Below are 23,710 nucleotides of genomic sequence, written 5' to 3'. Positions count from 1 at the left end.
AACGGCCAGTTACAGGCAAAATGTTGTTAGCACATCCGGTTTTGCCCCCAAACCCACGCCTAGCAAAATCAAATACTTACCAGCTCGCGTTCCCTGCGTGTTCCGCCGGCACTGTTCAACTTGGGCCTGATCGACTATCATCTGAACGAGGGCGAGACGGGCGACGTCGCGCTCGACCGGTTGCGCGACCATTTCGCGATACCGGTTCCCGCCGTGATGATTTCCGCCGATCGCGGCAAGGAGTTGAAAGCGCGGCTCGATGCGCATGGCATCCCGCTGCTCAACAAGCCGGTCAAGCCCGCCCAGTTGCGCGCTCTGCTGCGGACCATGTTGAAATAGCAGGTTCGCAGGCAGGATGGCCGCGACTCAATCGGCGCCGAAATGCACCCGATTGGCCTTGATCACCGCCTGGGTGCGGCTCAATACACCCAGTTTCTGCAAGATCGCCGACACATGCGCCTTGATCGTGGTCATCGACACGTTGAGATCATGGGCGATCTGCTTGTTCAAGCGGCCGTTGACAAGATGGCCCAGCACCGTCTTCTGCTGCGGCGTCAGGCTGTCGATGCGGCGGGCGATATCGTCCTCCTCCGCTGACGGCGCAGCGGCCTCCCCCATGGTGTCGGGCAGGTAGATTTCGCCCGACACCACGCGATGCAGCGCCTCCACGATCGCGCTGCGCTTCAACGACTTGGGGATGAAGCCGGCGGCGCCGGCGGCCAGCGCCTCCTGCACGATCGGCCGGTCGAATGCGCCCGACACCATCACCACCGGCAGGATCGGAAAGCGATCGCGCAGAAGTTTCAAGCCATCCAGACGCCGCACGTCGGGTATGTTCAAATCGAGCAGGATCAGGTCGAAATTTTCCTGCTTTTCCAGCGTTGCGACCGCCTCTTCGAGGCCCGCCGCCTCGAAAATCTCGATATTGTCGAAACTGATCGCGATCACGCTGCGCAACCCATCGCGCACAAGCGGGTGATCGTCGATGATCAACACCCGTTCCATGACCGCTTCCCCGCCCATATAATGCCCCATATCCTGCCCCTGCCGCTGATGATCGGACACATCATGGGACGTGGCAAGCCGCAATGCGCCGGGCGGGATGGCCGGGGCCGATTGCGCATAATGTCCACGTCCCATGACGATCATTTGCCTGGTTCCTTATTTAGGCAGCTTGAACACCCAAAGGGCGCCGCCCTGATTGATGTCCTTGAACGACTTGGCGACTTCGCCGCCCCACAGCGGCACCGCGCCGCCCCAGCCGGACATCACCGCCACATATTGTTCGCCATCCTGTTCCCAGGTGACGGGCGATCCGACCACGCCCGACCCGGTCTGGAACTTCCACAATTCCTGGCCGGTCTTGGCGTCGAACGCTTTGAGGAAACCTTCGGGCGTGCCCGTGAAGACGAGGTTGCCGCCGGTCGTCAGAACGCCGCCCCACAAAGGCGCCTTGTTCTTATATTCCCACATGATCTTGCCGGTCTTGGGGTCCATCGCCCGCAGCGCGCCGATATGATCCTCCGCGATCGACTTGATGGTGAAGCCCGCGCCCAGATAGGCCGCGCCCTTCTTGTAGGCGATCGGTTCGTTCCAGATGTCCATGCCCCAGTCGTTGGACGGAATGTAGAACAGGCCGGTATCCTGGCTGTAAGCCATCGGCATCCAGTTCTTGCCGCCCAGGAAGCTGGGCGAGGCGAAGACCGGCTTGCCCTTGCCCTCGCCGGGCGCGGGCGGACGGCCTTCGGGGATGACGTTGGGCTTGCCGGCCTTGTTGAAGCCATTGGCCCAGGTCGTCTGCATGACGAACTTGTTGGCGCTGATGAACTTGCCGTTGGTGCGGTCGAGCACGAAGAAATAGCCGTTGCGGTCGGCCTTCGCGCCCAGCTTCATCGGCTTGCCGTTGATGGTGGCGTCGAAGGGGATGAATTCATTCACCCCATCGAAATCCCAGCCGTCATGCGGGGTGGTCTGATAATGCCATTTGATGACGCCGGTTTCCGGGTCGATCGCCAGCGTGGAGGCGGTGTAGAGATTGTCGCCGGGGCGCAGATGGCTGTTCCAGGGCGCGGGGTTGCCGGTGCCGAAGAAGAGCAGGTTGGTTTCGGGGTCGTAGGTGCCGCCGAGCCAGGTCGCGCCGCCGCCGCTCTTCCACAAATCGCCCTGCCAAGTCGCGTTGAGCTTGCCGGTGATGCCGTTATCCTTGCCCTTGAGCGTGCCCATATGGCCTTCGATCACGGGACGATGCCAGATCAGCTCGCCCGTGTTCACGTCGCGGGCTTCCACCGCGCCGACGACGCCGAACTCGCCGCCCGAATTGCCGGTGATGACCATGCCCTTGACGATCAGAGGCGCGGCGGTGGCGCTGTAGCCTTCCTTGTAATCAGCGATCTGCTTGTTCCAGATCACCTTGCCGGTGATACGGTTGAGCGCCACCAGCCGCGCATCGAGCGTCGCGAAGATGATCTTGTCGCCATGGATGGCGGCGCCGCGGTTGACGACGTCGCAGCACGGCATGATGCCGTCGGGCAGGCGGGCGTCATATTGCCATTTTTCCTCGCCAGTGCGCGCATCGAAGGCGAACAGGCGCGAATAGCTGCCCGTCACATAGATGGTGCCGTCATAGACGATCGGCTGCGCTTCCTGGCCGCGCTGCCTTCGCCGCCCAGCGAGGCGGCGAAGGCAGGCACCATCTTCGACACATTGCCGCTGTTGATGGCGTTCAGGGTGCTGAAGCGATGCGCCTGCGGCCCCATGCCATAGGTCAGCACGTCGCCCGTCGATTTGGCGTCGTTCATCAGATCCGCATCGGTCGGCCCTTCGGCCCATAGCGGCGCGGCGCCAATCGCCAGCGTCATCGCAGCAACGCCCGACAGCGCCCGCATGATCGGTCCCTTCATAACCATCCTCCCTTGTTGAACGGGCGCTCTACGCCCCCCGTTTATGTGCAGACTATGCCGCCCAGACAGAGCGGCAATTGGACCTTTGGTCGGACATGGCCGGCCTTCACCCCGCGGCGTTCGCCGGGGTCCAGGTGACGCCATAGCGCGCGAACAGCGCCTTCATCTCGCCGCTGGCCGCCATGGCGGTGGTGATTTCCTCGACCGCATCGCCCAGCGTGCGGCTATTTTCCTTCACCGCCATGCCGATGTCCCAGCCGGGCGAGGTGAAGGCGGGCAATGGACCCTTGCGCAGCGAGATCCGGCTGGCGCGCTCGCCCGCACGGTGCAGCCCCTCCTCGATCTGGGCGCGGCTGGCGATTACGGCGTCGGCCCTGCCGCCGGTCACCGCATCCACAGCCGCCGACCCGGTCGGATAATGGGCCACATCCTTGGTCAATATCCCGCCGAAGCTGCCGATCAGATAGAAATCGGGGATGCTGTCCAGTTCGGCCGCCAGCCGGCGCCCGCGCCATTCGGTCGGCATCCCTTCCAGCGGCACCGCGCCGCCCAGGCCGGCCAGCGCGAAACTTTCGCGATAATAGGGCGCGACGATCGCGACCTGATCGTTGCGGGCGGCGAAGGTGCGGTCGAAGGGGACATGCAGCATGACGTCGCCCGGCATGAAGCCCAGCAGGCCGCCCTTCCATACGCCGTTGCGCAGATCGTCGTCGGCGCTTTCGTCCGCCACGAGTTCCGCCACGTCGGCGCGCACGCCGAGCTTTACGGCGATCGCCTGCGCCAGATCGACGTCGAGCCCGACGAGCTTGCCGCTTTCCTCCCACGACCAGGGACGGTTATCCTTGTAGACCACCACCCGCAGCGTGCCGAGCGCCTTGACCTTGGCCAGCGGCGCTGCGTGGCTGTGGCCCGGCAGCAGGCCCAGCGCCAGCGCCGCCCCTGCCCCGCCCATCCATGCGCGACGGCTGAGCATCGGGATCAGCCTTCGTGCTTGGTTTCGAGCCAGGCGCGGATCGCCCAGCCGGCCTTTTGCCCCAATACGTCGCCGAAGGGCGGCATATAGACCTTGCCGTCATGGCTGGAGCCGTGGCGATAGCGTTCGGCGAACCACTGGTCGCCCGACTCGCCCGTTTCCAGATAGCGCAGGTCCGGCGCGATGCCGCCGCTTTCCGCGTCCAGCCCATGGCAGCGCGCGCAATTCTGGCCATAGGCGGACTGGCCGATCTCGATCGCCTTGGCGTTGCCGCTATAGGGATTTTTCTCAAGCCAGGTTTCGCCGATTTCCGGCAGCGCGGACGTATCGACCGCCTGCGGCGTCACGTCGCCATGCGCCAGCAATGCACTTGTCGCAGTCATGCCCAGCGTAGCGATGGCGCCCAGCAATGCGACCCTACCCAATATCTTCATTATATCCTCACCCGGTCGGTTTTCCCCTGATGGCCGCCAGTGTAGGCAAGGGCGGGCCGCGTCCCCATTGGCCATTGGTACAATCCCGTAGCGAGCGGGCTGTGGATAGACCGTTGGAAGAAGATTAGGGGCAGGAGGCGGGTATGAAGCGCATCATCATGGCAGGGTTGATATTAGTGCCTGCCGTCGCGCAGGCCGAAACCCTCTATGTCTCCAACGAGCGCGGCGACAGCGTCAGCGTGATCGACGCCGCGTCGGGCGCGGTGACGGCGACCTGGCCGGTGGGCGGCCGGCCGCGCGGCATCACCGTGTCGAAGGACGGCAAATATCTCTATCTTTGCGCCAGCCTGGACCATGCGGTGCAGGTGATCGACCGGGCGAGCGGCAAGGTGGTGGCGGAACTGCCGTCCGGGCAGGATCCGGAACAGTTTTTCCTGTCGCGCGACGGCGCGACCCTGTTCGTCGCCAATGAGGATGACGCCGCGCTGACCGCGATCGACCTCGCCAGCCGCACCGTCGCCTTCCAGGTCGATGTCGGCGGCGAGCCGGAGGGGGTGGCGCAAAGCCCGGACGGCCAATGGGTCGTGGTCACATCCGAGGAGGATAATGTCGTCAACTGGATCGACATCAAAGCCAAGACAATGGTCGCCGAGACGCCGACGGACCAGCGGCCCCGCCATGTCGAATTCACCGGAGACGGCGCGCAGCTATGGGTCGCGGCGGAAGTCGGCGGGACGGTGCAGATCATCGACACCGCCAGCCGGCAAGTGGCCGAGACGCTGCGCTTCGCTATTCCCGGCATCCCCGACCATCGCATCCTGCCCTGCGGCATCCGCTTCACGCCCGATGGCAGGACCGCCGTCATCGCGCTGGGCCGGGCCGATCATGTCGCGCTGGTCGATGTCGCGACCCGCAAGGTGCGGGCCTATGTGCCGGTCGGCAAGCGCGTCTGGCATGTGGCGATCAGCGCCGACGGGACGCGCGCCTATGCCGCCAATGGTCTTTCGGACAATGTCTCCGTGATCGACCTGGCCAAGGGCGCAGTGACGCAGACCATCGCCGTCGGTGCTGCGCCGTGGGGCATCGTCGCCGCGCCCTGATTCGCATCCTGTCCGAAGGAACGAGAACCTAAGTCCAATTTCTCGGTTCCCTCATCCGTCCCACTCTTCGCCCCAGCCGGACACAAGCCGGCGATATACAGGGAGGATGATAATGAAGGGGACGTTGCGCCTGATGAGCGCGGCTGGAGCATTGATGCTCGCCGCCACCGCGGCGCCGGCCATGGCCGGAACCACCGCGGATCTGCTGAAGCGGCTGCACGAAAAGGGCATCCTGACCGATGATGAATATCAGGAGTTGGCGAAGGGTCAGACCGCCGAAGCGGCGCAGACCGCCGCGGCCCCTGCCCCGGCGGTGACCCCCGACGCATCCGGGGGGGCGGGCTATGTGCGCATGACCGACAGCGGCGTCGGCCTCCAGATCGGCGACGTGACGCTGAAATTCTCCGGCTCGGTCAACGGCTTCTACGTCCATGACAATGGCGACACGCCCAGCGCGACGACGGCGGTCACGGGCGGGGTCGCCACCGTGGGCGGCAGCACATCGGCCGTGCGCAACGGTCTGCTCCCCGGCTTCCTGAAAGTGGAAGCCTCCACCAGCCTGGAGGGATGGAACGTGGGCGCCCATTTCGGCATGTATCCGGGCATCAACTCGGTCAATTATGCAGCCGGCGGCGGCGCCAATAGCGCCGGCAATCCCCGCGCGCTGCAAACTGCGGGCATCGATTTCCGCCAGACCTACCTGACCTTCGGTCGCGCTGGCTTTGGCGAGGTGAAGATCGGCCGCGACATCGGCCTGTTCGCGTCGGAAGCGATCCTGAACGACATCACCCTGCTGTCGTCGGGCACGCCGGCGGGCAATGTCGCCCCGTCCAACACCACGCTGGGCCGCATCGGTACGGGCTATATCTACACCGACTTCCAGCCGCAGATCACCTATACCACACCCAATTTCAGCGGCTTTACCGCCAGCGTCGGCATTTTCGAGCCGCTATCTTCGCTGACCGGCCCGGCCGAAACCAACAAGCAGCCGGGCTTCCAGGCGAAATTCGTCTATGATGGCAAGTTCGGTGACGTCGGCACCCGACTGTGGGTGTCGGGCGTGACGCAGAAGCATAATGTCGATGCAGGGCCGGACTATACCGGCTGGGGCTGGGACGCAGGCGCGAAGGTGACGTTCGGGCCGGTCACGGTGGTCGGCACCTATTATGACGCATCGGGCCTTGGCACCACCGCGCTCAACCTGTTCGACACCGATGGCCTGGGCAACAAGCGCGACAGCCACGGCTTTTACCTGCAGGGGCTGGCCACGTTCGGCAAATTCTCGGTCGGCGGCAGCTATGGCGAAAGCAATCTCGACTATGCCACTATCGCCGATGCGCTGGCCAACCCGACGCTGGTCGACAAGAATAGCAGTTGGGTCGGTCAGGTCCGCTACGGCCTCAACAGTTGGGTGACGCTGCTGGGCGAATATGTGCGCAGCAATTCGCAGGCGCATAACGGCAACGAAGCCACGTCCAGCGCCATTGCGGCAGGCGCGATCCTCTTCTTCTGACCAAAGGAACAATGTCACGGGGCGGGGGCTGCATCCTACAAGGATGCGGCCCCTTTCCGTTTGCAAAAGGCATGGAAAATAAGGAGAGGGGCGTCGAGGGGATCGCCATGAAAACTGTCATATTGCCTGCAATCTTATTGTCCGTACCGACGCTGGCTTTCGCCCAGGCGCCCGACGATGCGCCGGGGGAGGCGTCGCAGATCATCGTCACCGGCGCGGGGCTGGACCTGCCGCCCGGCACCCCGGCCTATGGATCGGTGGTGATCGACCGGCAGCGGCTGCTCGACAGCGCATCGGGGCGGATAGAAAGCGTGCTGGGCGATGTCGCGGGCTTCCAGCAATTCCGCCGGTCCGATAGCCGATCGTCCAATCCCTCCAACCAGGGCGCGACCCTGCGCGCGCTGGGGGGCAATGCGTCGAGCCGGACGCTGATGCTGCTCGATGGCGTGCCGATCGCTGATCCGTTCTTCGGCTATATCCCGTTCAGCGCGCTGGCGCCGGAACGGCTGTCCGTCGTGCGCGTCACCCGCGGCGGCGGTATCGGCGCGTTCGGCGCAGGCGCGGTGGCCGGGACGATCGAACTGGCCAGCGCGACGCGCGCGCAACTGCCCGATTTTTCCGCCAGCGCCTTTTACGGCAGCCGCGATTCGACCGAAGTCTCTGCTGGTCTGACCCAGGATCTGGGCGGCGGCTATGTTTCGCTGTCGGGCCGCTGGGACAGGGGCGACGGCTTCCAGACCACGCCAAAGGACCAGCGCGTCGCCGCCACCGTGCCGGCCGCCTATGACGGCTGGTCCACCAATTTGCGCGCGGTCGCGCCGATTTCCGCCACGTCGGAACTGCAATTCCGCGCCACTCTGTTCGAGGATAACCGCACGTTGCGCTTCGCCGGAGCCGACAGCATGAGCCAGGGGCAGGACGCCAGCATCCGCTATATCAATCGCGGGGCGTGGCAGGTCGATGCGCTGGCTTATATCCAGGCGCGCAACTTTTCGAACATCGTCATTTCCTCGTCGACCTTCCGCAAGTCGCTCGACCAGCGCAACACGCCGTCCACCGGCATCGGCGGCAAAATCGAGATCCGGCCGCCGGTCGGCCCGGATCATGTGCTGCGGCTAGGTGTCGACACGCGCTTCGCCACCGGCGACATGTATGAGGACGCCTATAACGCCATGAGCGGCGCGACGACATTCCGTCGCCATGCCGGTGGCGACCAGTGGACGACCGGCGCTTTTGTCGAGGATGACTGGACGCCAGAAGGCCTTGGGGGCAAGCTGATCCTGACCGGCGGCGTGCGGGGCGATCGCTGGTCGATCCGCAACGGCTTCTACCATCAGGTCAGTGCGACCACCGGCGCCGCGACAGGCAGCGATTATGCCAACCGATCGGACTGGGAAGTGTCCGGCCGGGTCGGCGCGCTCTATCGCGCCAGCGACGCCGTAGCGCTGCGGACCGCGGCCTATAGCGGCTTCCGCCTGCCGACGCTCAACGAACTCTACCGACCGTTCGTGGTCTTCCCGATCACGACCCAGGCCAATGCCGCGCTGACCCCCGAAAAGCTGAAGGGCGTGGAAGCCGGCATCGACCTGACCCCGCTGACCGGCCTCACCCTGTCCGCCACCGCCTTCTACAATCGGCTGGACGACGCGATCGCCAATGTCACCAATCCATTGATAGCGAACACACGCAAGCGCCAGAATGTCGATCGCATCGTCGCCAAGGGCGTCGAACTGACCGCGGCGGCGGCGCTGGGCGACATCCGTCTGTCGGCCTCCTACGCCTATAGCCACAGCATGGTCCGTGCGCCCGGCGCGGCGTTTAACGGCTTCACCCCGGCGCAGAGCCCGCGCCATGCGGCCAGCGCCACGGTCGCCTACAGCCCCGCCTCCGGCCCCACCCTGTCAACCACGTTGCGCTATGTCGCCAAACAATATGAGGACGACCTGCAAAGCGACGTCCTGCCCGATGCGCTGACGCTGGACGCGATCGCGCGCCTGCCGATCGGCCATGGCCTCAGCCTGGTGGCGCGGGGCGAGAATCTGTTCGACGAGACGATCGTGACCCGCAATGCCGGTGGATCGATGGATCTGGGGACGCCGCGTACGCTGTGGATCGGCGTCAGCTTCGGGCGCTGACGCGATTGGGACGATCCTGTTGCCGACAGCCCCGTTGCTGGCGGCTTTGCTGCTGGCGAACCTGATCGCCTTCGCCCTCTTTGGCATGGACAAGCGGCGCGCCTGGCTGGGGTTGCGCCGCTTGTCCGAACGCACTCTGCTACTGTGGGCGCTGGCCGGCGGATCGGCAGGCGCGCTGGCCGGTCGGCAGTATTTTCGCCACAAGACGCGCAAACAGCCCTTCTCGACCCTGCTATGGCTGATCGTCGCGGCGCAGGCGATGGCGATCGTCGCCTGCGCTATAATATGACGTTTCAGATGTTTGAGGGAGAAATGGTGCTGCCGGTGAGGATTGAACTCACGACCTCAGCCTTACCAAGGATGCGCTCTACCACTGAGCTACGGCAGCACTCTATTTCTGTTCCGAAGCGCTGTTCGCGCTTCGGAGGCCGGGCCTATGGCCGCCCCCCGGCCCGATGTCAAGGCGGGTTGCGGCCGAGTACGCATTTTGCTTAAGCCCATGGCATGGCTGAAACGCAGGACGAGAAAAAGACGAGGCTGGCGCAGGCGCTGCGCGACAATCTGCGCCGGCGCAAGGCCCAGACGCGCGAGGCTTCGCGGGAGGGCGCAACGCCGCCTCCCGCCGAAGACCCCAAGGACTGAGCTTAGAGCGGCGCGCAGGCGGCCTTCAGCCAGGCGAGCGCGTCGCCCTCCAGTTGCGGGCCGACCAAGTCCAGCACCGCGGCATGATAGGCGTCGACCCAGGCGCGCTCCTCGCCGCTCAGCAGATCGGTAGCGATGAGAGCGCGGTCGATCGGAGCAAAGGTCAGCGTCTCGAAGCCGAGCATGTCCTTTTCCGCGCCCGGCACCGCGCGTTCCTCGACCAGCACCAGATTTTCGATGCGGATGCCATATTCGCCGGTCTTGTAATAGCCCGGCTCGTTGGACAGGATCATGCCCGCCTGCAACGGCTCGTCCCCGCCGCCGAAGGTGGCGATGCGCTGCGGCCCTTCATGCACCGACAGGAAGCTGCCGACGCCATGGCCGGTGCCATGGGCGTAATCCAGCCCCTCGGCCCAGAGATACTGCCGCGCCAGCGCGTCGAGTTGGCCGCCGCGCGTCCCGTTGGGAAAGACCGCGCGGGCGAGCGCGATATGCCCTTTGAGGACCAGCGTGAAACGATGTCGCATTTCTTGCGTGGGCGTGCCGATAGCCAGGGTGCGGGTCACGTCGGTGGTGCCGTCGCGATACTGTCCGCCCGAATCCACCAGATAGAGGCTGCCCGTCTCGATCGGGCGATTAGTCTTTTCCTCGGCGCGATAGTGGACGACCGCGCCGTTCGGCCCGGCGCCGCTGATCGTATCGAAAGACAAATCCTCCAGCAGGCCGGTGTCCTTGCGGAACGCCTCCAGACGATCGGAGGCGGAGAGTTCGGTCAGGCCGCCCTTGGGGGCTTCAACGGCGACCCAGTGGAGAAAGCGGCTGAGGGCCGCTCCGTCGCGGGCCTGCGCCGCCCTGTGCCCGGCGATTTCGGTGGCGTTCTTGATCGCCTTGGCCAGCACGGCGGGATCGCGCAGCGACAGGACGCTCGCGCCGCCCTGATCCAGCCCGGTGAAGATCGCCGCGACCGCCCGTTCAGGGTCGGCGATAACGGTCTTTCCGGCGAAATCATGAAGCGCGGCGGCGAAGTTCGCACCGTCTCTGACACGCACCGCATTGCCCAGATGCTGGACGACCGCGTCGTCCATTTTTTCCGGCGCGACATAGAGATCGGCGGTAGCATCGGCATGGACGATGGCATAGGCGAGCGCAACAGGCGTGCGCTCCACGTCCTTGCCCCGGATGTTGAAGGTCCAGGCGATCGAATCGAGCGCCGACAGCACCACCGCATCGGCCTTTTTCGATACCAGCCAGTCCGCCATGGCGGCGCGTTTTTCCGCGGCCGACTGGCCGGCGAAGCGATCGTCATGCACGACCAGCTTGGCGTCGCTGCGGGCCGGGCGATCGGGCCAGATGGCGTCGACCGGGTTGGTATCGACCGCGACCAGTTCCGCGCCCTTCTCCGCCAGCGCCTGCGTCACCTGGCTGACCCAGGCGCGGGTGTGGAGCCAGGGGTCGTAGCCGATCCGCGCGCCCTGCCCGGCATGATCCTTGAGCCAGGCGGCGATCGAGGTCTGCGGCACGCTTTCATATTGCCAATGGGCGCCGTCAACCTGCTCGCGCACTTGCAGCGTGTAGCGGCCATCGACGAAGATCGCGGCCTCTTCCGGCAACACCACGGCGCTGCCCGCCGACCCCTGGAACCCGGTCAGCCAGGCGAGCCGCTGCGCATAGGCGCCAACATATTCGCTCATATGCTCGTCGGTCAGCGGCACCACGAAACCATCCAGCGTCTGGCGCACCAGTTGCGCGCGCAGGGCCTTCAGGCGGTCTTCATAACTGGACATCACTATTCCCTTGGATCATGTCGGGCCTCTTGCATCGGCCATCATGCCGACAACATAGAGGGGTACGCGCGCTTATTCCAGCGCATGACCCCGTCTGGACCATGGATAGTTAATGACCGATCAAATGCAGCCTCCTTCCCTGCCGCCCGTAGCCGAGCGCCGCGCGCATAGTTTCACGCATCATGGCGTCACGGTGGACGATCCTTACGCATGGCTGCGCGATCCGAATTACCCCGATGTTCAGGACAGGCAAGTGCTGGCCTATCTGGAAGCGGAGAACGGCTGGTTCGACGGAGCGATAGCGCCACACAAGCCGTTGATCGACACGTTGTTTGCGGAAATGAAGGGTCGCATCAAGGAAGACGACCAGTCGGTGCCGCAGAAGGATGGCGACTATATTTATTGGCGCGCCTTCGAAACCGGCGCGCAATATCGCAAATGGTATCGTAAGCCCGTTGTTGGCGGTGACGATGAATTGATACTGGACGAACCTGCGTTGGCGGAGGGGCATGACTATTTCCGGCTGGGCGCGATGTCGGTCAGCCCGGATGGCCGCTACCTCGCCTATGCGATCGACACTAACGGGTCCGAACGGTTCGAGGCGCGGATCAAGGATCTGTTTTCAGGCGAGATCCTGCCCGAAGTGATCCCCGACACGCTATCCTCGCTGGTGTGGACCGCGGACAGCAAGGGGCTGCTCTACGGCCTGGCCAACGAAAATTGGCGGACCGATAATGCCCGGCTGCACTGGCTGGGCCAGGATGTCGCAAGCGACGTCGAGCTGTTCCACGAGCATGACGAGGGATTCCGCGTCTCGATCGGTCTGACCTCCTCGGAAAAGTGGATCGTCATCGCGACCGGCGATCATGTGACAAGCGAAGCCTGGCTGATCCCGTCGGGTGATCCCACTGCCAAGCCCCTGCTGGTCGCGGCGCGCAAGCCCGGCCGCGAATATGATGTCGATGAGCATGAGGGCACGCTCTACATCAGGACCAATGACAGCCATCCCAATTTCCGGCTGGTGAAGGCGACGCTGGCAGCGCCCGACCAGTGGGCGGAAGTGATTGCGCCCGACGATCATTTCTACCTGACGGATTTCACCCTGTTCAAAGGGTTCTACGTCACCGAAGGGCGGCAGGACGGACTGGACCAGATCGAGCTGCGCGATTATGCGACGCACGCGCCCAAGCGCATCCCCTTCCCCGAAGCCAGCTATTCGGCGTCGCTGGACGACAATCCTGAATATGACGTCACGAAGCTGCGCATCGGCTATGAATCGATGGTCACGCCCGACACCATCTACGATTATGATTTGGCGACCGGGGTGCTGGATGTCCTCAAGATGCAGGAAATCCCGTCGGGCTATGATGCGAGCCGCTACGCGACCGAGCGGTTGATGATAACGGCCCGCGACGGGACGCAGGTGCCGGTGTCGATCGTCTATCCCGCCGACCTGCCCCGCGACGGCAGCGCACCGCTGCATCTTTATGGCTATGGCGCCTATGGCCTCGCCATGGAGCCGGGCTTCTCCACTAGCCGCCTGTCGCTGCTCGATCGCGGCTTCGCCTTTGCGCTGGCGCATATCCGCGGCGGCGACGACCTGGGCCAACAATGGTATCTGGATGGGAAGCTGGACAAGCGGGTCAACACATTCACCGATTTCGTGGATGTGGCGAAGGGCTTGATTGACCTGGGCTATACATCCAAGGGCCGGATCAGCATTTCGGGCGGGTCGGCCGGCGGCGAGTTGATGGGCGCGGTGGTCAATAGCGATCCCGACCTGTGGGGCGCGGTGGTGGCGCATGTGCCGTTCGTCGACGTGCTCAACACCATGCTGGACGAAACGCTTCCCTTAACGCCGGGCGAATGGCCCGAATGGGGCAATCCGATCGAGGATGAGGCCGCGTTTCACACGATCCGGTCCTATGATCCCTATACCCATGTCAGCGCGCAGGCCTATCCGCCGCTGATGGTGACGGCGGGGCTGAACGATCCGCGCGTGACCTATTGGGAGCCGGCCAAATGGGTGGCGAAGCTGCGCGCGACCAAGACCGACGATAATATCCTGCTGCTCAAGACCAACATGGGCGCGGGCCATGGCGGCAAGTCGGGGCGGTTCGAAAGCCTGCATGAAACGGCGGAAGAGTTCGCCTTCATCCTGTGGCAACTGAAGGTGGAGGGATAGTGGCCGCATCTTTCACCAAGACCTTCACCGCCCTGCCAGAACATATCGATGTGCTGGGCCATGTGAACAATGCGGTGTGGGTGCGGTGGATGGAGCAGGTGTCGGTCGAGCATTGGGAACGGGATGCCGATCCCGCCCATATCGACGCCTATATCTGGGTCGTGACCCGGCATGAGATCGACTATCGCGGCAATGTGACGCAAGGCCAGACGGTGACGGCCCGCACCTGGATTCCAGAGCCGCCACGCGGGGCGCGGTTCGACCGGATGATCGAATTCACCGGGGAGGACGGCAAGGTCAAGGTCGCAGCCAAATCCACCTGGGCGATCATCGACAAGGCGACGGGCCGTATCTTGCGCGTACCCGCAGAGGTGGCCACGAACTTCGTGGATTAAGCCTCAGGGCGTCACCACTTCGAACATATCCCCGATGCCCGGCTCGCTTGGCATCTGCTCCCGCTCCGCCGCCTGGCGGTTCCACATCAGAGCGTAGAGGCCGTCTGAGCGAACCAGATCGGCATGGCGGCCGCGTTCGACGATGACGCCCTTGTCCAGCACGATGATCTCGTCCGCGTCGACCACGGTCGACAGGCGATGCGCCACCACCAAAGTCGTGCGTTTGCGGCTGATGTCGCGCAGCACGGTCTGGATTTCCGTTTCGGTGCGGCTGTCGAGCGCGCTGGTCGCTTCGTCCAGCACCAGCACCGGCGGGTCTTTGAGCAAGGTGCGGGCGATTGCGACGCGCTGTTTTTCGCCGCCCGACAATTTGAGGCCGCGTTCGCCGACGCGGGTGTCATAGCCGCGCGCCAAGCTGAGGATGAAGTCGTGGATCGACGCCGCCTTCGCCGCGGCCTCTATCTCTTCCTGGGTCGCCCCTTCGCGGCCATAGCCGATATTATAGCCGACCGTGTCGTTGAACAGCACCATGTCCTGCGGCACGATGCCGATCGCGGCGCGCAGCGACTGTTGCGTGACCCCGGCGATGTCCTGCCCGTCGATCGACACCTGACCGCTCTGGATATCGTAGAAGCGGAACAGGATGCGGGCGATGGTGGACTTGCCTGCGCCGGACGGGCCGACGATCGCCAGCGTCTTGCCAGCCGGGACGGTAAAGCTGACATCGTGCAGGATTTCGCGTTCCGGGTCGTAGCCGAAGCGGACATGGTCGAAGCGCACGGCGCCGCCATGGGCATCAAGCATAGCCGCGCCGGGGACGTCGGCGATTTCCTGCGGCGTGTCGATCAGCTTGTACATCGCCTCCATGTCGATCAGCCCCTGGCGAATGGTGCGATAGACCATACCGAGCAGGTCGAGCGGGCGGAACAGCTGGGACAGCAGCGTATTGACCAGCACCACGTCGCCGGTGGTGAACTGCCCCTTGCTCCAGCCCCAGACGGTATAGGCCATGGCCCCTGCCATCATCAGGTTGGTGATGAGCGACTGGCCGATATTGAGCCAGGCCAGGCTGTTTTCGCTCTTCACCGCCGCCTGGGCATAGCGGCGCATCGCCGTGCCGTAGCGGGTGGCTTCGCGCTGTTCGGCGCCAAAATATTTGACCGTCTCGAAATTCAGCAGGCTGTCTACGGCATGGGCGACAGCATTGGTGTCCATATCCACCATGTCGCGGCGCAACTGGTTGCGCCATTCGGTGACGGTGCGGGTGAAGCCGATATAGAGCGCCACCATGACGAGCGTCGCGATGACCAGGCCGGGGCCGAACTTGACGAAGAAGATGGCGCAGACCGCGACCAGCTCCAGCACGGTCGGGGCGATATTGAACAGCAGGAAATAGAGCATCGTGTCGATGCTCTTGGTCCCGCGCTCCACGATCTTGGTGACGGCGCCGGTGCGGCGGTCGAGATGGAAGCGCAAAGACAGGCGATGGAGATGGACGAACACGTCGTCCGCCAGCCGCCGCCCGGCTTCCTGCCCGACCTTTTCGAACACGGCGTTGCGCAGATTGTCGAACAGCACGCTGCCGAAACGCGCACCGGCATAGACCGCGACCAGCGCCATGGCGAGGCCGACAGCCGGCTCCAGCCCCGGCGCCATCCGGTCGATCGCGGCCTTGTAGGCGAAGGGCATGGCGAGGCTGACGGCCTTCGCCAGCAGCACCAGCCCCATGGCGAGGGCGACCCGGCGGCGCAGCGCGGCGGAGTCCGCAGGCCAGAGATAGGGGAGGAAGCGGCGCAAGGTCGCCCAGACGGGCGGGATCGGCGCGGAAGAAGCGGTATCGGGGGGCATTGGCCGCTATGTAGTCGCTTTGGCGCGGCAATCCAATGGGATGATCCAGCCATCGGAGCAGCGCCGATCGCGCCCGCGCCGTGGCGGAAGGACGCGCTGTCGGCACAAAGCGACGCCTGCCCCCTTTTCCTTTGCGACAACGCGGGGCATGATGGGCCGGTCGAGGCGCATCGCAGGAGGCAAGGCAGGCGCATGTTCGGGTCATTATGGAATCGGATTTTCGGAAACAAAGCCGATCGCCCGGAACGCAAAGCGCCGCAGCCGACATTGGAGGCCAGTTACGACCCGGTCGCCGCGTTGCGCGACCTGGTGCGGCGCGACGTCGCGGGCGGCTTTTTCGACGATGACGCGATATTGACCAATGCGAACGACATGTTCGAGGAGGAACTGCCCCGGCCGCTGCTGCGCGTCGAAGCGTCGGCGGCGTTGCGCGTGGCGCTGGCCGAGCATCGCGCCGCCGAACAGGCCTGGTCCGAGACGACCGATTGCGACCGGCTGGACGCCGCGTTTTCCGCGCTGGAGGAACAGGGCGTGGTCGCACGGCAGAATTTCACCTGCTGCGGCACATGCGGCGCGACCGAGATCTGGGACGAGATCGAGGCGGCGCAGGATGAGGGCGTGGCGGTGGAAGGCTATGCCTTTTTCCACATGCAGGACACCGAGTCCGCCGTGGAGGGCCATGGCCTCTATCTGAACTATGGCGCGTGCGAACAGGGCGAGGAGGCCGCGATCGCCATGGGCCACCGGATCGTCGCCGCGCTGGAGGCGCAGGGGCTGAGCACCACATGGGACGGCCGGCTGGAACAACGGATCAGCGTATCGCTGAACTGGAAGAAGCGGCGCAGCGTGCGCGTGCTGGAAGGCTGACCGCGCGCAGCGACGCAGATAGGTCATAGGGCGAAGTTCACACCGTTGTCGGCCTTTTCGGACCGATTGCGCCCATGTCGCCCGCGCGACGCGCCTGCCATGCCACCGATAGGCGTCAGTGACGCCACAATGCGCCGACCCATGACGCGCCCGCGACGCGCCTGTCGTGTCATGATCGCGTGGCGCGACGCCATGCCGATGCGGGCGCCCTGCCCTGGCCATGCCCCGGCCAGGCATCAGCCATGCGCCGACGCTGGCGCGTGAAGATGGCCGGCGATCGGATCGGCAAGGGCGCGGGCATACAGCGTCAGCGCATGGCTCCAGTCCCGGTCGAAGGCGGTGCCGGCCAGCCGACGACGCAGGCGATGCGCGCTGGACGGCGACATGCCCGCCGCGCGCGCCGCGCAGGCGACGCTGCCACATTCGAACAGGGTGGTGAGGAAGAGGCGCTGCCGGGCCGGAGTCCAGTGCGCGCGAGCGGCGGGGGATGCGGGTTTCTGTTCCATCCGACAGGATAAACCAGACGAAATCCTACATTGGAAGCAAATAGGATTCAGGCGGGACGAAGATGCTGGCGGAACCAGTCGGCCAGGTCTTCTTCCGAAAGCGAATCCGCCGCCAAGTCGAGGAAGGCGACGACCAGTTCGGCGTCGGTCGCATCCAGACTATAGCCATTCAGCAGCAGGAAGGTTTCGCTGACCACCGCCGCAATCCGCTTGTTGCCATCAACGAACGGGTGGTTGCGCGCCAGGCCATAGGCATAGGCGGCGGCCAGTGCGGCAGCATCGGGATCACCATAATGGGCGAGTTGCTGCAGCCGGGCCATGGCGCTTTCGAACAGACCGCGATCGCGCATCGCGTCGCCTCCTCCGCCATGTTCGGCGATCTGTTCGGCATGGGCGGCCATCGCCACGGCCAGCGTGACCCAGACCCAATCATCCTGCGCCATTATTTGGCGAGTTCGCGCAGCGCCCGCTTGCGTCGCGCCATCACATCACGCGCGGCCGCCATCTGCGCATCGAAGTCCGGCTCGGCGGCCGACAGTTCGATCCCGCGCGGGGTGACGACGACGGAGAGGCTATCCCCGGCAGCGGCGTTAAGATGCGCCAACAACTCCTTGGGCAGGATCACCCCGGCGCTGTTGCCGATCTTCGTGATTTTGAGGGGCGTGTTCATACGGGGGTTATAACATGGTGGAGTGCCCGGATCAATCAGGGTTCATCGTAGAAACCCACGACATTGCTTATCGCTTTGGTGCTGGCGCACCTCTGAGCAAACCTTCCGTACTCAAATCTTCGTCAATCTCTGGCCAATGGATGCCATAACCGCCACCGGCGACTTCCCATATCTTCCGCTGAGCAGGCGCGGCTTGGGCCAGGCGCGGATACCATGCCAAAGGCACGGAAATGGTGCGGCCGTCCATCAAGTCGACGATCAGGCTGTCATCGTCGCAGCGGACATCGGCCACGCGCTCGTCGGTGATCCTAGCCGAAATATTCATGCCATGCCTCCAGCAACCGACTGCGATGCGCCGCGACCATGGCTATTATGCCATTGATCTCCGACCGACGAAAGCCGGTGTTCTTCGCCATCGCAACCGGTTCGAGCCAGACTTTCATCGACGAGCCGCCCTTGTCGATATGGACATGGGGCGGCTCGTTCGGCTCATGGCTGTAGAAGTAGAAGCGATAGCCATCGAAGCGGAAGATGGTCGGTATCAGCATATCCCCTATAATGAGGCCGAGCCACCTACCGCAGACATTAGCGTCAGAGGCGCGAACTAAAGCTCACGCATCAATCATGCTCCCTGCCGCCAGCGCCCATATACAGCTCGCTGCCGCTGTCCTTGAAGACTTTACTCATCTCTTCCATGCCCTTGAGCGCGGCCGCCTTGCTGGCGGCGGCGGTTTGCGCGCCGGTGGGGCCGGTGGCGATGAAGCCTTCGACGCTCTGGTTCTGTTTGGCGGCGAAATCGCGGACTTCCTGGCTGATCTGCATCGAGCAGAATTTGGGGCCGCACATGGAGCAGAAATGGGCGCTCTTCGCCCCTTCGGCCGGCAGCGTCTGGTCGTGATATTGTTCGGCCGTTTCGGGGTCGAGCGACAGGTTGAACTGGTCGCGCCAGCGGAATTCGAAACGGGCGCGGCTCAAGGCATCGTCGCGAACCCTGGCGGCCGGGTGGCCCTTGGCCAGGTCGGCGGCGTGGGCGGCGAGTTTGTACGTCACGACGCCGACCTTCACATCGTCACGGTCGGGCAGGCCCAGATGCTCCTTGGGCGTGACATAGCAGAGCATCGCCGTGCCATACCAGCCGATCATGGCCGCGCCGATGCCCGACGTGATATGGTCATAACCCGGCGCGATATCGGTGGTGAGCGGCCCCAATGTATAGAAGGGCGCTTCGCCGCAGACCTGTAGCTGCTTGTCCATATTCTCCTTGATCTTGTGCATGGGCACATGGCCCGGCCCTTCGATCATCACCTGCACATCCTGTTTCCAGGCGCGGTGGGTCAGTTCGCCCAGCGTGTAGAGTTCGGAGAATTGCGCTTCGTCATTGGCGTCGGCGATCGATCCGGGGCGCAGGCCGTCGCCCAGGCTGTAGGCGATGTCATAGGCCTTCATGATCTCCGTGATGTCGTCGAAATGCTCGTAGAGGAAGCTTTCCTTGTGATGGGCGAGGCACCATTTCGCCATGATCGAGCCGCCGCGCGAGACGATGCCGGTGACACGCTTGGCCGCCATGGGGATATAGGCGAGGCGGACGCCCGCATGGATGGTGAAATAGTCGACGCCCTGCTCCGCCTGCTCGATCAGCGTGTCGCGGAAAATCTCCCAGGTCAGGTCTTCGGCGACGCCGCCGACCTTTTCCAGCGCCTGATAGATGGGCACGGTGCCGATCGGGACGGGCGAGTTGCGCAGGATCCATTCGCGCGTGTCGTGGATGTTGCGGCCGGTGGACAGGTCCATGACGGTGTCCGCGCCCCAGCGGATCGACCAGACCAGCTTGTCGACTTCGGAGGCGACGTCGGAGGCGACGGCGCTGTTGCCGATATTGGCGTTGATCTTGACCAGGAAATTGCGGCCGATCGCCATCGGTTCGGATTCGGGGTGGTTGATATTATTGGGGATGATGGCGCGGCCGCGGGCGATTTCGTCGCGGACAAATTCGGGCGTCACATAGTCGGGGATGGACGCGCCGAAGCTTTCGCCGTCGCGGACATATTCAGCGAGGCGGGCGCGACCGAGATTCTCGCGCTCCGCCACATATTCCATTTCCGGCGTGATGATGCCGCGACGGGCATAGTGCATCTGGGAGACGTTGGCGCCGGGCTTGGCGCGCAGCGGGCGCTTGACCAGGTTCGGGAAGGGCTGGACGCCGCCGGACCTGTCGGGGCCTTTCAGGCCGTTATCCTCCGGCTTGATTGCGCGCGCATCATATTCCTCAACATCGCCGCGCGCCATGATCCAGTCGCGGCGCAACTGGGGCAAGCCGGCCATGATGTCGATACGGGCGTCCGGGTCGCTATAGGGACCGGACGTGTCATAGACACGGACCGGCGGCTCGCCGCTGCCCGGTTCCAGATGGATTTCGCGCATCGCGACCTTGAGCGGGCCGACATGGATTTTCTTCGACCCGCGAATGGGGCCGGTAGTGACGCGCATTTCGGTGCGGGCGGGGACATCTGCCATGAGGATACCTTTCAGACGGAAAGCGTGGCGCGGCCGGTAAGGCCTGCGAGGAAGAGGAGAAGACCGAGTATCAGGGCGATCAGTGCCCAGGTGCGGATGAAATTCGTCGACCAGTGGCCGATGCGGATGAGCGGACCGGGTACGGCGAGCAAGGTCGCGCCTTCGATCAGGGCGACATAGCCGACCAAGCTGACGATAATGGCGAGCGGGTCGGTCCAGATGCTGTGAACCAGCACCAGGGTCGCGCCGACCGCAAAGACGGCGAAGCCCAGTGCGACGACCAGGCCCGGCGACCGATTGAGATCATCCATCACCGCGCGCCAGCGCTGCGGACTCGCCAGTCCGCCCAGGCCGATGACGATCATGTAGAGGCCGATAATCTCCGCCAGGCGCAGGGTCAGAACCGAAATTGTGTCCATGGGTCCGCCTTTCTTCGCCTCTTCACAAGGGCGACGGGCGGGTGCGGTCTGCTGGTCCAACAAGCCGTCCCTCCCTACGCCGGTCTCAACCAGATCAGGTTCAACGGGTCGCGGTCCAATCAACCGCCTCTCAACCGTCTATGGACGGTCCCCCGGGGATGCTGGACAGGATAGGGACGAACGGCCACAAGGTCCAGCACCATATGTTCGACACCCCACCGCCCCCGGATCTGTCCACCAAAGCGGGCCGCAAGGCCTGGCGGCGCGAGATGCGCATGGTCGCGGTGCGGCCGCGGCGCTGGGGGCTGTGGTTGCTGACGCTCGGCTTCCTGCTGCTGATGGCGCCTGCCGCCTTTGGCCTGCACAGCCTGTGGGGCTGGTCGCCCACGTTTATCGGGAGCCTGTTGATGCTGGGCGCGTTACCCCTGCTGGTCGCGGGCGCGCGGTTGCGGCGGCGCTATCGGCAGGGACGGATGGGCCGGCCAAAGGAGGACGGGTCATGAAAAAGAGGATTTTATTGTTGGTGACTGCGGCGATGTTGACCGGCGCAGGTGCGCGCCCTTCCCCTGTTTCGGCCCCTGCCCCGGCGGACGACCCGTTCCTATGGCTGGAGGATTGGACCGGCCCCCGCGCGATGCAATGGGTGGAGGCGGAGAATAAGGCGACGGTCGCGACCCTGCAAGGCGATCCGCGCTATGCCGGTTACTTCAAGGACGCGTTGGCGATCGCATCGGCCAAGGACCGGATCGCCATGCCGATGCTGATCCACGGCCGAGTCTATAATGTCTGGCGCGACGCCGATCATCCGCAGGGCATATGGCGCTATACCAGCGAGGCTGATTATGCGACCGACGCGCCGCGCTGGACGACGGTGCTGGACCTGGACGCGCTGTCGAAGGCCGATGGCAAGAAATGGGTGTGGAAGGGCGCATCCATCCTGGACCCCGACGAGCGGCTGGCGCTGATCCATTTGTCCGATGGCGGCGAGGATGCCGTGACCTTGCGCGAGTTCGATCTGGTGACCGGGCAGTTCGTGGAGGGCGGGTTCGCCATTCCCACCTCCAAACAGAATGAGGACTGGCTGGACAAGGACACGATCCTGCTCGCCCGCGATTGGGGCGCCGATGCACAGGGGGGCAGCATGACGGCGTCGGGCTATCCCTTCGTGGTGAAGACATTGAAGCGCGGGCAGCCGCTGTCCTCCGCACAGGAAATCTATCGCGGCGCGCCCAGCGATCAGGTCGGGACCTTTCCCATGGTCCTGTCGGATGGCGCGGGCAATCGCGCCGCTTTCCTCTATCGCGGCATCACCTTTTTCGGCAACGAAACCTATCTCGTCACCGCCGATGGCGTGAAGAAGCTCCCCCTGCCGGTCAAGAGCCAGTTGCAGGGCATGGTACAGGGTCAGGTGCTGATCCAGACCAGTCAGGACTGGGCCAGTGGCGGCGTGAGCGTACCGACGGGATCGCTGGCGGCGGTGCCGTTGAAGGCGCTGCAATCCGGCGAGACATTGAAGCCGCAAATTCTGTTCGCGCCCAATGCGCGCCAGTCGATCGATGGGGTGACGGCGACGAAGGACCGGGTGATCCTGGCCATCAACGACAATGTGCGTGGACGAGTGCAGGTGCTGACGCCGGGCAAGGACAGGTGGACGACGACGCCCGTCGCCCTGCCCGACAATGCGACCATCTCGATCGCGACCGCCACTCACAAGAGCGACAAGGCCTATCTGTCGGTCGCCGGCTTCCTGGCGCCGACGACGCTCTGGGCGATCGACGCGGCAAACCCCGCCGCGCCGCGCCAGGTGAAGGCGATGCCTGCGCGGTTCGATGCCGCTGGCCTGGCGGTCGATCAGTTCGAGGCGACATCGACCGACGGGACGAAAATCCCCTATTTCATCGTTCACCGCAAGGATATGAAGCCGGACGGCTCCACCCCGACGATCATGACCGCCTATGGCGGATTCGAGGTGCCGATGACGCCCAGCTATGCGGCGATCACCGGCAAGCTGTGGCTGGAACGGGGCAACAGTTTCGTGCTGGCCAATATCCGTGGCGGTGGCGAGTTCGGCCCGGCCTGGCATGAGGCGGGACTGAAGACCAAGCGGCAGATCATCTATGATGATTTCGCGGCGGTGGCGCAGGATATTTTTGCGCGCAAATTATCGTCGCCCAGGAAATTCGGTATCTATGGCGGGTCCAACGGCGGCCTGTTGATGGGGGTGGCGTTCAACCAGCATCCCGACCTCTGGAACGCGGTAACGATCCAGGTGCCTTTGCTGGATATGGTGCGCTACGAGCAGATCGCGGCCGGCGCGTCCTGGGTCGACGAATATGGCAGCGTAGCGGTGCCGGAGGAGAAGGCGTTTCTGGAAAAGATTTCGCCCTATGCGAACATCCGCCGCGAGTTGAAATATCCGGTGCCGTATATCTGGACGACAACCAAGGACGACCGGGTCGGTCCGCAACATGCCCGGAAATTCGCGGCGCGGCTTAAGGATTATGGGCTGCCCTATTATTTCTACGAAGACACGGCCGGCGGGCATAGCGGGGACGCGGACATAGCGCAGGGCGCGCGGTTGCAGGCGATGCAGCTGGTGTATTTCAGTCGGCAGCTGGAAGGCGCTGACCGGTGATGGGGTGGATGGTGAGGCGGCTGGATGGGCCGCCTTTCCATCTGCCGATGGCGCGAAGAGCAGGGTAACCGACCGGTTGAGGCCGCCTGCCTTGCTGTGATGTGAGCGCGTAAGAGACGTCCATAAGGACGTCGTTATGGACGTCCTGAGCCAAAGCGAGGGACGGCGGTGGAGATATTGGGCCGGGAAC

At 64.3% G+C, this 23,710-nt stretch carries 22 protein-coding genes, 1 tRNA gene, 2 pseudogenes and 1 riboswitch; of the genes and pseudogenes, 11 read left to right on the top strand and 14 right to left on the bottom strand.

Annotation, left to right across the window (positions count from 1 at the left end):
- Positions 1 to 126: 126 nt before the first annotated feature.
- A pseudogene (locus EWH12_RS18460) lies at positions 127 to 339 on the top strand (hypothetical protein); the annotation flags it as partial.
- 27 nt (positions 340 to 366) lie between these two features.
- On the opposite strand, the gene EWH12_RS18455 reads toward EWH12_RS18460, so the two are convergent.
- The 4 genes and pseudogenes from EWH12_RS18455 to pedF form a co-directional block, all read right to left on the bottom strand.
- Positions 367 to 1,149, bottom strand: a complete 783-nt coding sequence (locus EWH12_RS18455; RefSeq protein WP_066599009.1) for a response regulator — start codon at positions 1,147 to 1,149, stop codon at positions 367 to 369.
- Positions 1,150 to 1,161: 12 nt separating this feature from the next.
- Positions 1,162 to 2,900: pseudogene (locus tag EWH12_RS18450) on the bottom strand (methanol/ethanol family PQQ-dependent dehydrogenase).
- Positions 2,901 to 3,006: 106 nt separating this feature from the next.
- Positions 3,007 to 3,873, bottom strand: coding sequence for a substrate-binding periplasmic protein (locus EWH12_RS18445; RefSeq protein ID WP_129927467.1), 867 nt, complete (start codon positions 3,871 to 3,873; stop codon positions 3,007 to 3,009).
- 5 nt (positions 3,874 to 3,878) lie between these two features.
- Complete coding sequence (pedF, locus tag EWH12_RS18440; protein ID WP_129927466.1) at positions 3,879 to 4,307, bottom strand: cytochrome c-550 PedF; 429 nt, start codon at positions 4,305 to 4,307, stop codon at positions 3,879 to 3,881.
- Between the two features lie 143 nt (positions 4,308 to 4,450).
- On the opposite strand from pedF, the gene EWH12_RS18435 reads away from it, so the two are divergent.
- The 4 genes from EWH12_RS18435 to EWH12_RS22745 all read left to right on the top strand — a co-directional run bounded on the left by EWH12_RS18435 (position 4,451) and on the right by EWH12_RS22745 (position 9,344).
- Positions 4,451 to 5,407, top strand: a complete 957-nt coding sequence (locus EWH12_RS18435) for a PQQ-dependent catabolism-associated beta-propeller protein (RefSeq protein WP_129927465.1) — start codon at positions 4,451 to 4,453, stop codon at positions 5,405 to 5,407.
- Between the two features lie 112 nt (positions 5,408 to 5,519).
- A complete protein-coding gene (locus tag EWH12_RS18430) occupies positions 5,520 to 6,920 on the top strand; it encodes a porin family protein (protein WP_066598996.1) in 1,401 nt (466 codons plus the stop codon).
- A gap of 107 nt (positions 6,921 to 7,027) precedes the next feature.
- Positions 7,028 to 9,055 (top strand): TonB-dependent receptor, encoded by a 2,028-nt coding sequence (locus EWH12_RS18425; RefSeq protein WP_129927469.1) that lies wholly within the window; start codon positions 7,028 to 7,030, stop codon positions 9,053 to 9,055.
- A 19-nt stretch (positions 9,056 to 9,074) separates the two neighbouring features.
- Entirely contained in the window at positions 9,075 to 9,344 is a 270-nt protein-coding gene (locus EWH12_RS22745; RefSeq protein WP_277986034.1) for a DUF1294 domain-containing protein, read from the top strand.
- A gap of 24 nt (positions 9,345 to 9,368) precedes the next feature.
- On the opposite strand, the gene EWH12_RS18415 is transcribed toward EWH12_RS22745, so the two are convergent.
- A tRNA-Thr gene (locus EWH12_RS18415) sits at positions 9,369 to 9,443 on the bottom strand.
- A 116-nt stretch (positions 9,444 to 9,559) separates the two neighbouring features.
- Between EWH12_RS18415 and EWH12_RS22350 the strand changes: the two genes are divergently transcribed.
- On the top strand, positions 9,560 to 9,697 hold the full coding sequence (locus EWH12_RS22350; protein ID WP_165363661.1) for a hypothetical protein: 138 nt from the start codon (positions 9,560 to 9,562) through the stop codon (positions 9,695 to 9,697).
- 2 nt (positions 9,698 to 9,699) lie between these two features.
- Here the strand turns inward: EWH12_RS22350 and EWH12_RS18410 are convergent, their stop codons facing one another.
- Positions 9,700 to 11,481, bottom strand: a complete 1,782-nt coding sequence (locus tag EWH12_RS18410) for an aminopeptidase P family protein (RefSeq protein WP_129927463.1) — start codon at positions 11,479 to 11,481, stop codon at positions 9,700 to 9,702.
- Positions 11,482 to 11,593: 112 nt separating this feature from the next.
- Here EWH12_RS18410 and EWH12_RS18405 point away from each other — a divergent pair, with 112 nt between their 5' ends.
- Together EWH12_RS18405 and EWH12_RS18400 are read left to right on the top strand one after the other, a co-directional pair.
- Positions 11,594 to 13,666, top strand: coding sequence for a S9 family peptidase (locus tag EWH12_RS18405; RefSeq protein ID WP_066598986.1), 2,073 nt, complete (start codon positions 11,594 to 11,596; stop codon positions 13,664 to 13,666).
- A complete protein-coding gene (locus tag EWH12_RS18400; RefSeq protein ID WP_129927462.1) occupies positions 13,666 to 14,061 on the top strand; it encodes an acyl-CoA thioesterase in 396 nt (131 codons plus the stop codon). The genes EWH12_RS18405 and EWH12_RS18400 overlap by 1 nt, the downstream gene beginning before the upstream one ends.
- A gap of 3 nt (positions 14,062 to 14,064) precedes the next feature.
- Here EWH12_RS18400 and EWH12_RS18395 read toward each other — a convergent pair whose 3' ends face one another.
- A complete protein-coding gene (locus tag EWH12_RS18395) occupies positions 14,065 to 15,909 on the bottom strand; it encodes an ABCB family ABC transporter ATP-binding protein/permease (protein WP_066598981.1) in 1,845 nt (614 codons plus the stop codon).
- Between the two features lie 192 nt (positions 15,910 to 16,101).
- Here EWH12_RS18395 and EWH12_RS18390 point away from each other — a divergent pair, with 192 nt between their 5' ends.
- Complete coding sequence (locus EWH12_RS18390; RefSeq protein ID WP_066598980.1) at positions 16,102 to 16,776, top strand: DUF6891 domain-containing protein; 675 nt, start codon at positions 16,102 to 16,104, stop codon at positions 16,774 to 16,776.
- Positions 16,777 to 17,012: 236 nt separating this feature from the next.
- Here the strand turns inward: EWH12_RS18390 and EWH12_RS18385 are convergent, their stop codons facing one another.
- The 7 genes from EWH12_RS18385 to EWH12_RS18355 form a co-directional block, all read right to left on the bottom strand.
- A complete protein-coding gene (locus EWH12_RS18385; protein WP_129927461.1) occupies positions 17,013 to 17,282 on the bottom strand; it encodes a LysR family transcriptional regulator in 270 nt (89 codons plus the stop codon).
- 47 nt (positions 17,283 to 17,329) lie between these two features.
- Positions 17,330 to 17,725: a type II toxin-antitoxin system death-on-curing family toxin gene (locus EWH12_RS18380; protein ID WP_066598977.1), complete on the bottom strand. Its 396-nt coding sequence runs from the start codon at positions 17,723 to 17,725 to the stop codon at positions 17,330 to 17,332.
- On the bottom strand, positions 17,725 to 17,952 hold the full coding sequence (locus EWH12_RS18375) for an AbrB/MazE/SpoVT family DNA-binding domain-containing protein (RefSeq protein WP_066598973.1): 228 nt from the start codon (positions 17,950 to 17,952) through the stop codon (positions 17,725 to 17,727). The genes EWH12_RS18380 and EWH12_RS18375 overlap by 1 nt, the downstream gene beginning before the upstream one ends.
- 67 nt (positions 17,953 to 18,019) lie before the next feature.
- Positions 18,020 to 18,277 carry a DUF2442 domain-containing protein gene (locus tag EWH12_RS18370; RefSeq protein WP_066598971.1) on the bottom strand — a complete coding sequence of 86 codons (258 nt, stop codon included), beginning with the start codon at positions 18,275 to 18,277 and terminating at the stop codon, positions 18,020 to 18,022.
- Complete coding sequence (locus EWH12_RS18365) at positions 18,261 to 18,500, bottom strand: DUF4160 domain-containing protein (RefSeq protein WP_242496119.1); 240 nt, start codon at positions 18,498 to 18,500, stop codon at positions 18,261 to 18,263. Before EWH12_RS18365 ends, EWH12_RS18370 begins: the two co-directional genes overlap by 17 nt.
- 70 nt (positions 18,501 to 18,570) lie before the next feature.
- Positions 18,571 to 20,466: a phosphomethylpyrimidine synthase ThiC gene (thiC, locus tag EWH12_RS18360; protein WP_129927460.1), complete on the bottom strand. Its 1,896-nt coding sequence runs from the start codon at positions 20,464 to 20,466 to the stop codon at positions 18,571 to 18,573.
- Positions 20,467 to 20,477: 11 nt separating this feature from the next.
- Entirely contained in the window at positions 20,478 to 20,885 is a 408-nt protein-coding gene (locus EWH12_RS18355; RefSeq protein ID WP_066598964.1) for a DUF2065 family protein, read from the bottom strand.
- Between the two features lie 54 nt (positions 20,886 to 20,939).
- Positions 20,940 to 21,050: riboswitch (TPP riboswitch) on the bottom strand.
- A gap of 38 nt (positions 21,051 to 21,088) precedes the next feature.
- Here EWH12_RS18355 and EWH12_RS18350 point away from each other — a divergent pair.
- Entirely contained in the window at positions 21,089 to 21,388 is a 300-nt protein-coding gene (locus EWH12_RS18350; RefSeq protein ID WP_066604734.1) for a hypothetical protein, read from the top strand.
- A complete protein-coding gene (locus EWH12_RS18345) occupies positions 21,385 to 23,520 on the top strand; it encodes a prolyl oligopeptidase family serine peptidase (protein WP_207212440.1) in 2,136 nt (711 codons plus the stop codon). Before EWH12_RS18350 ends, EWH12_RS18345 begins: the two co-directional genes overlap by 4 nt.
- Positions 23,521 to 23,710 lie beyond the last annotated feature (190 nt).

Source organism: Sphingobium cupriresistens (assembly GCF_004152865.1).
In the GTDB taxonomy this organism is placed as follows: domain Bacteria; phylum Pseudomonadota; class Alphaproteobacteria; order Sphingomonadales; family Sphingomonadaceae; genus Sphingobium; species Sphingobium cupriresistens.
The sequence above is the reverse complement of the archived record's forward strand: the minus strand, read 5'-3'. Positions and strand labels throughout refer to the sequence as shown.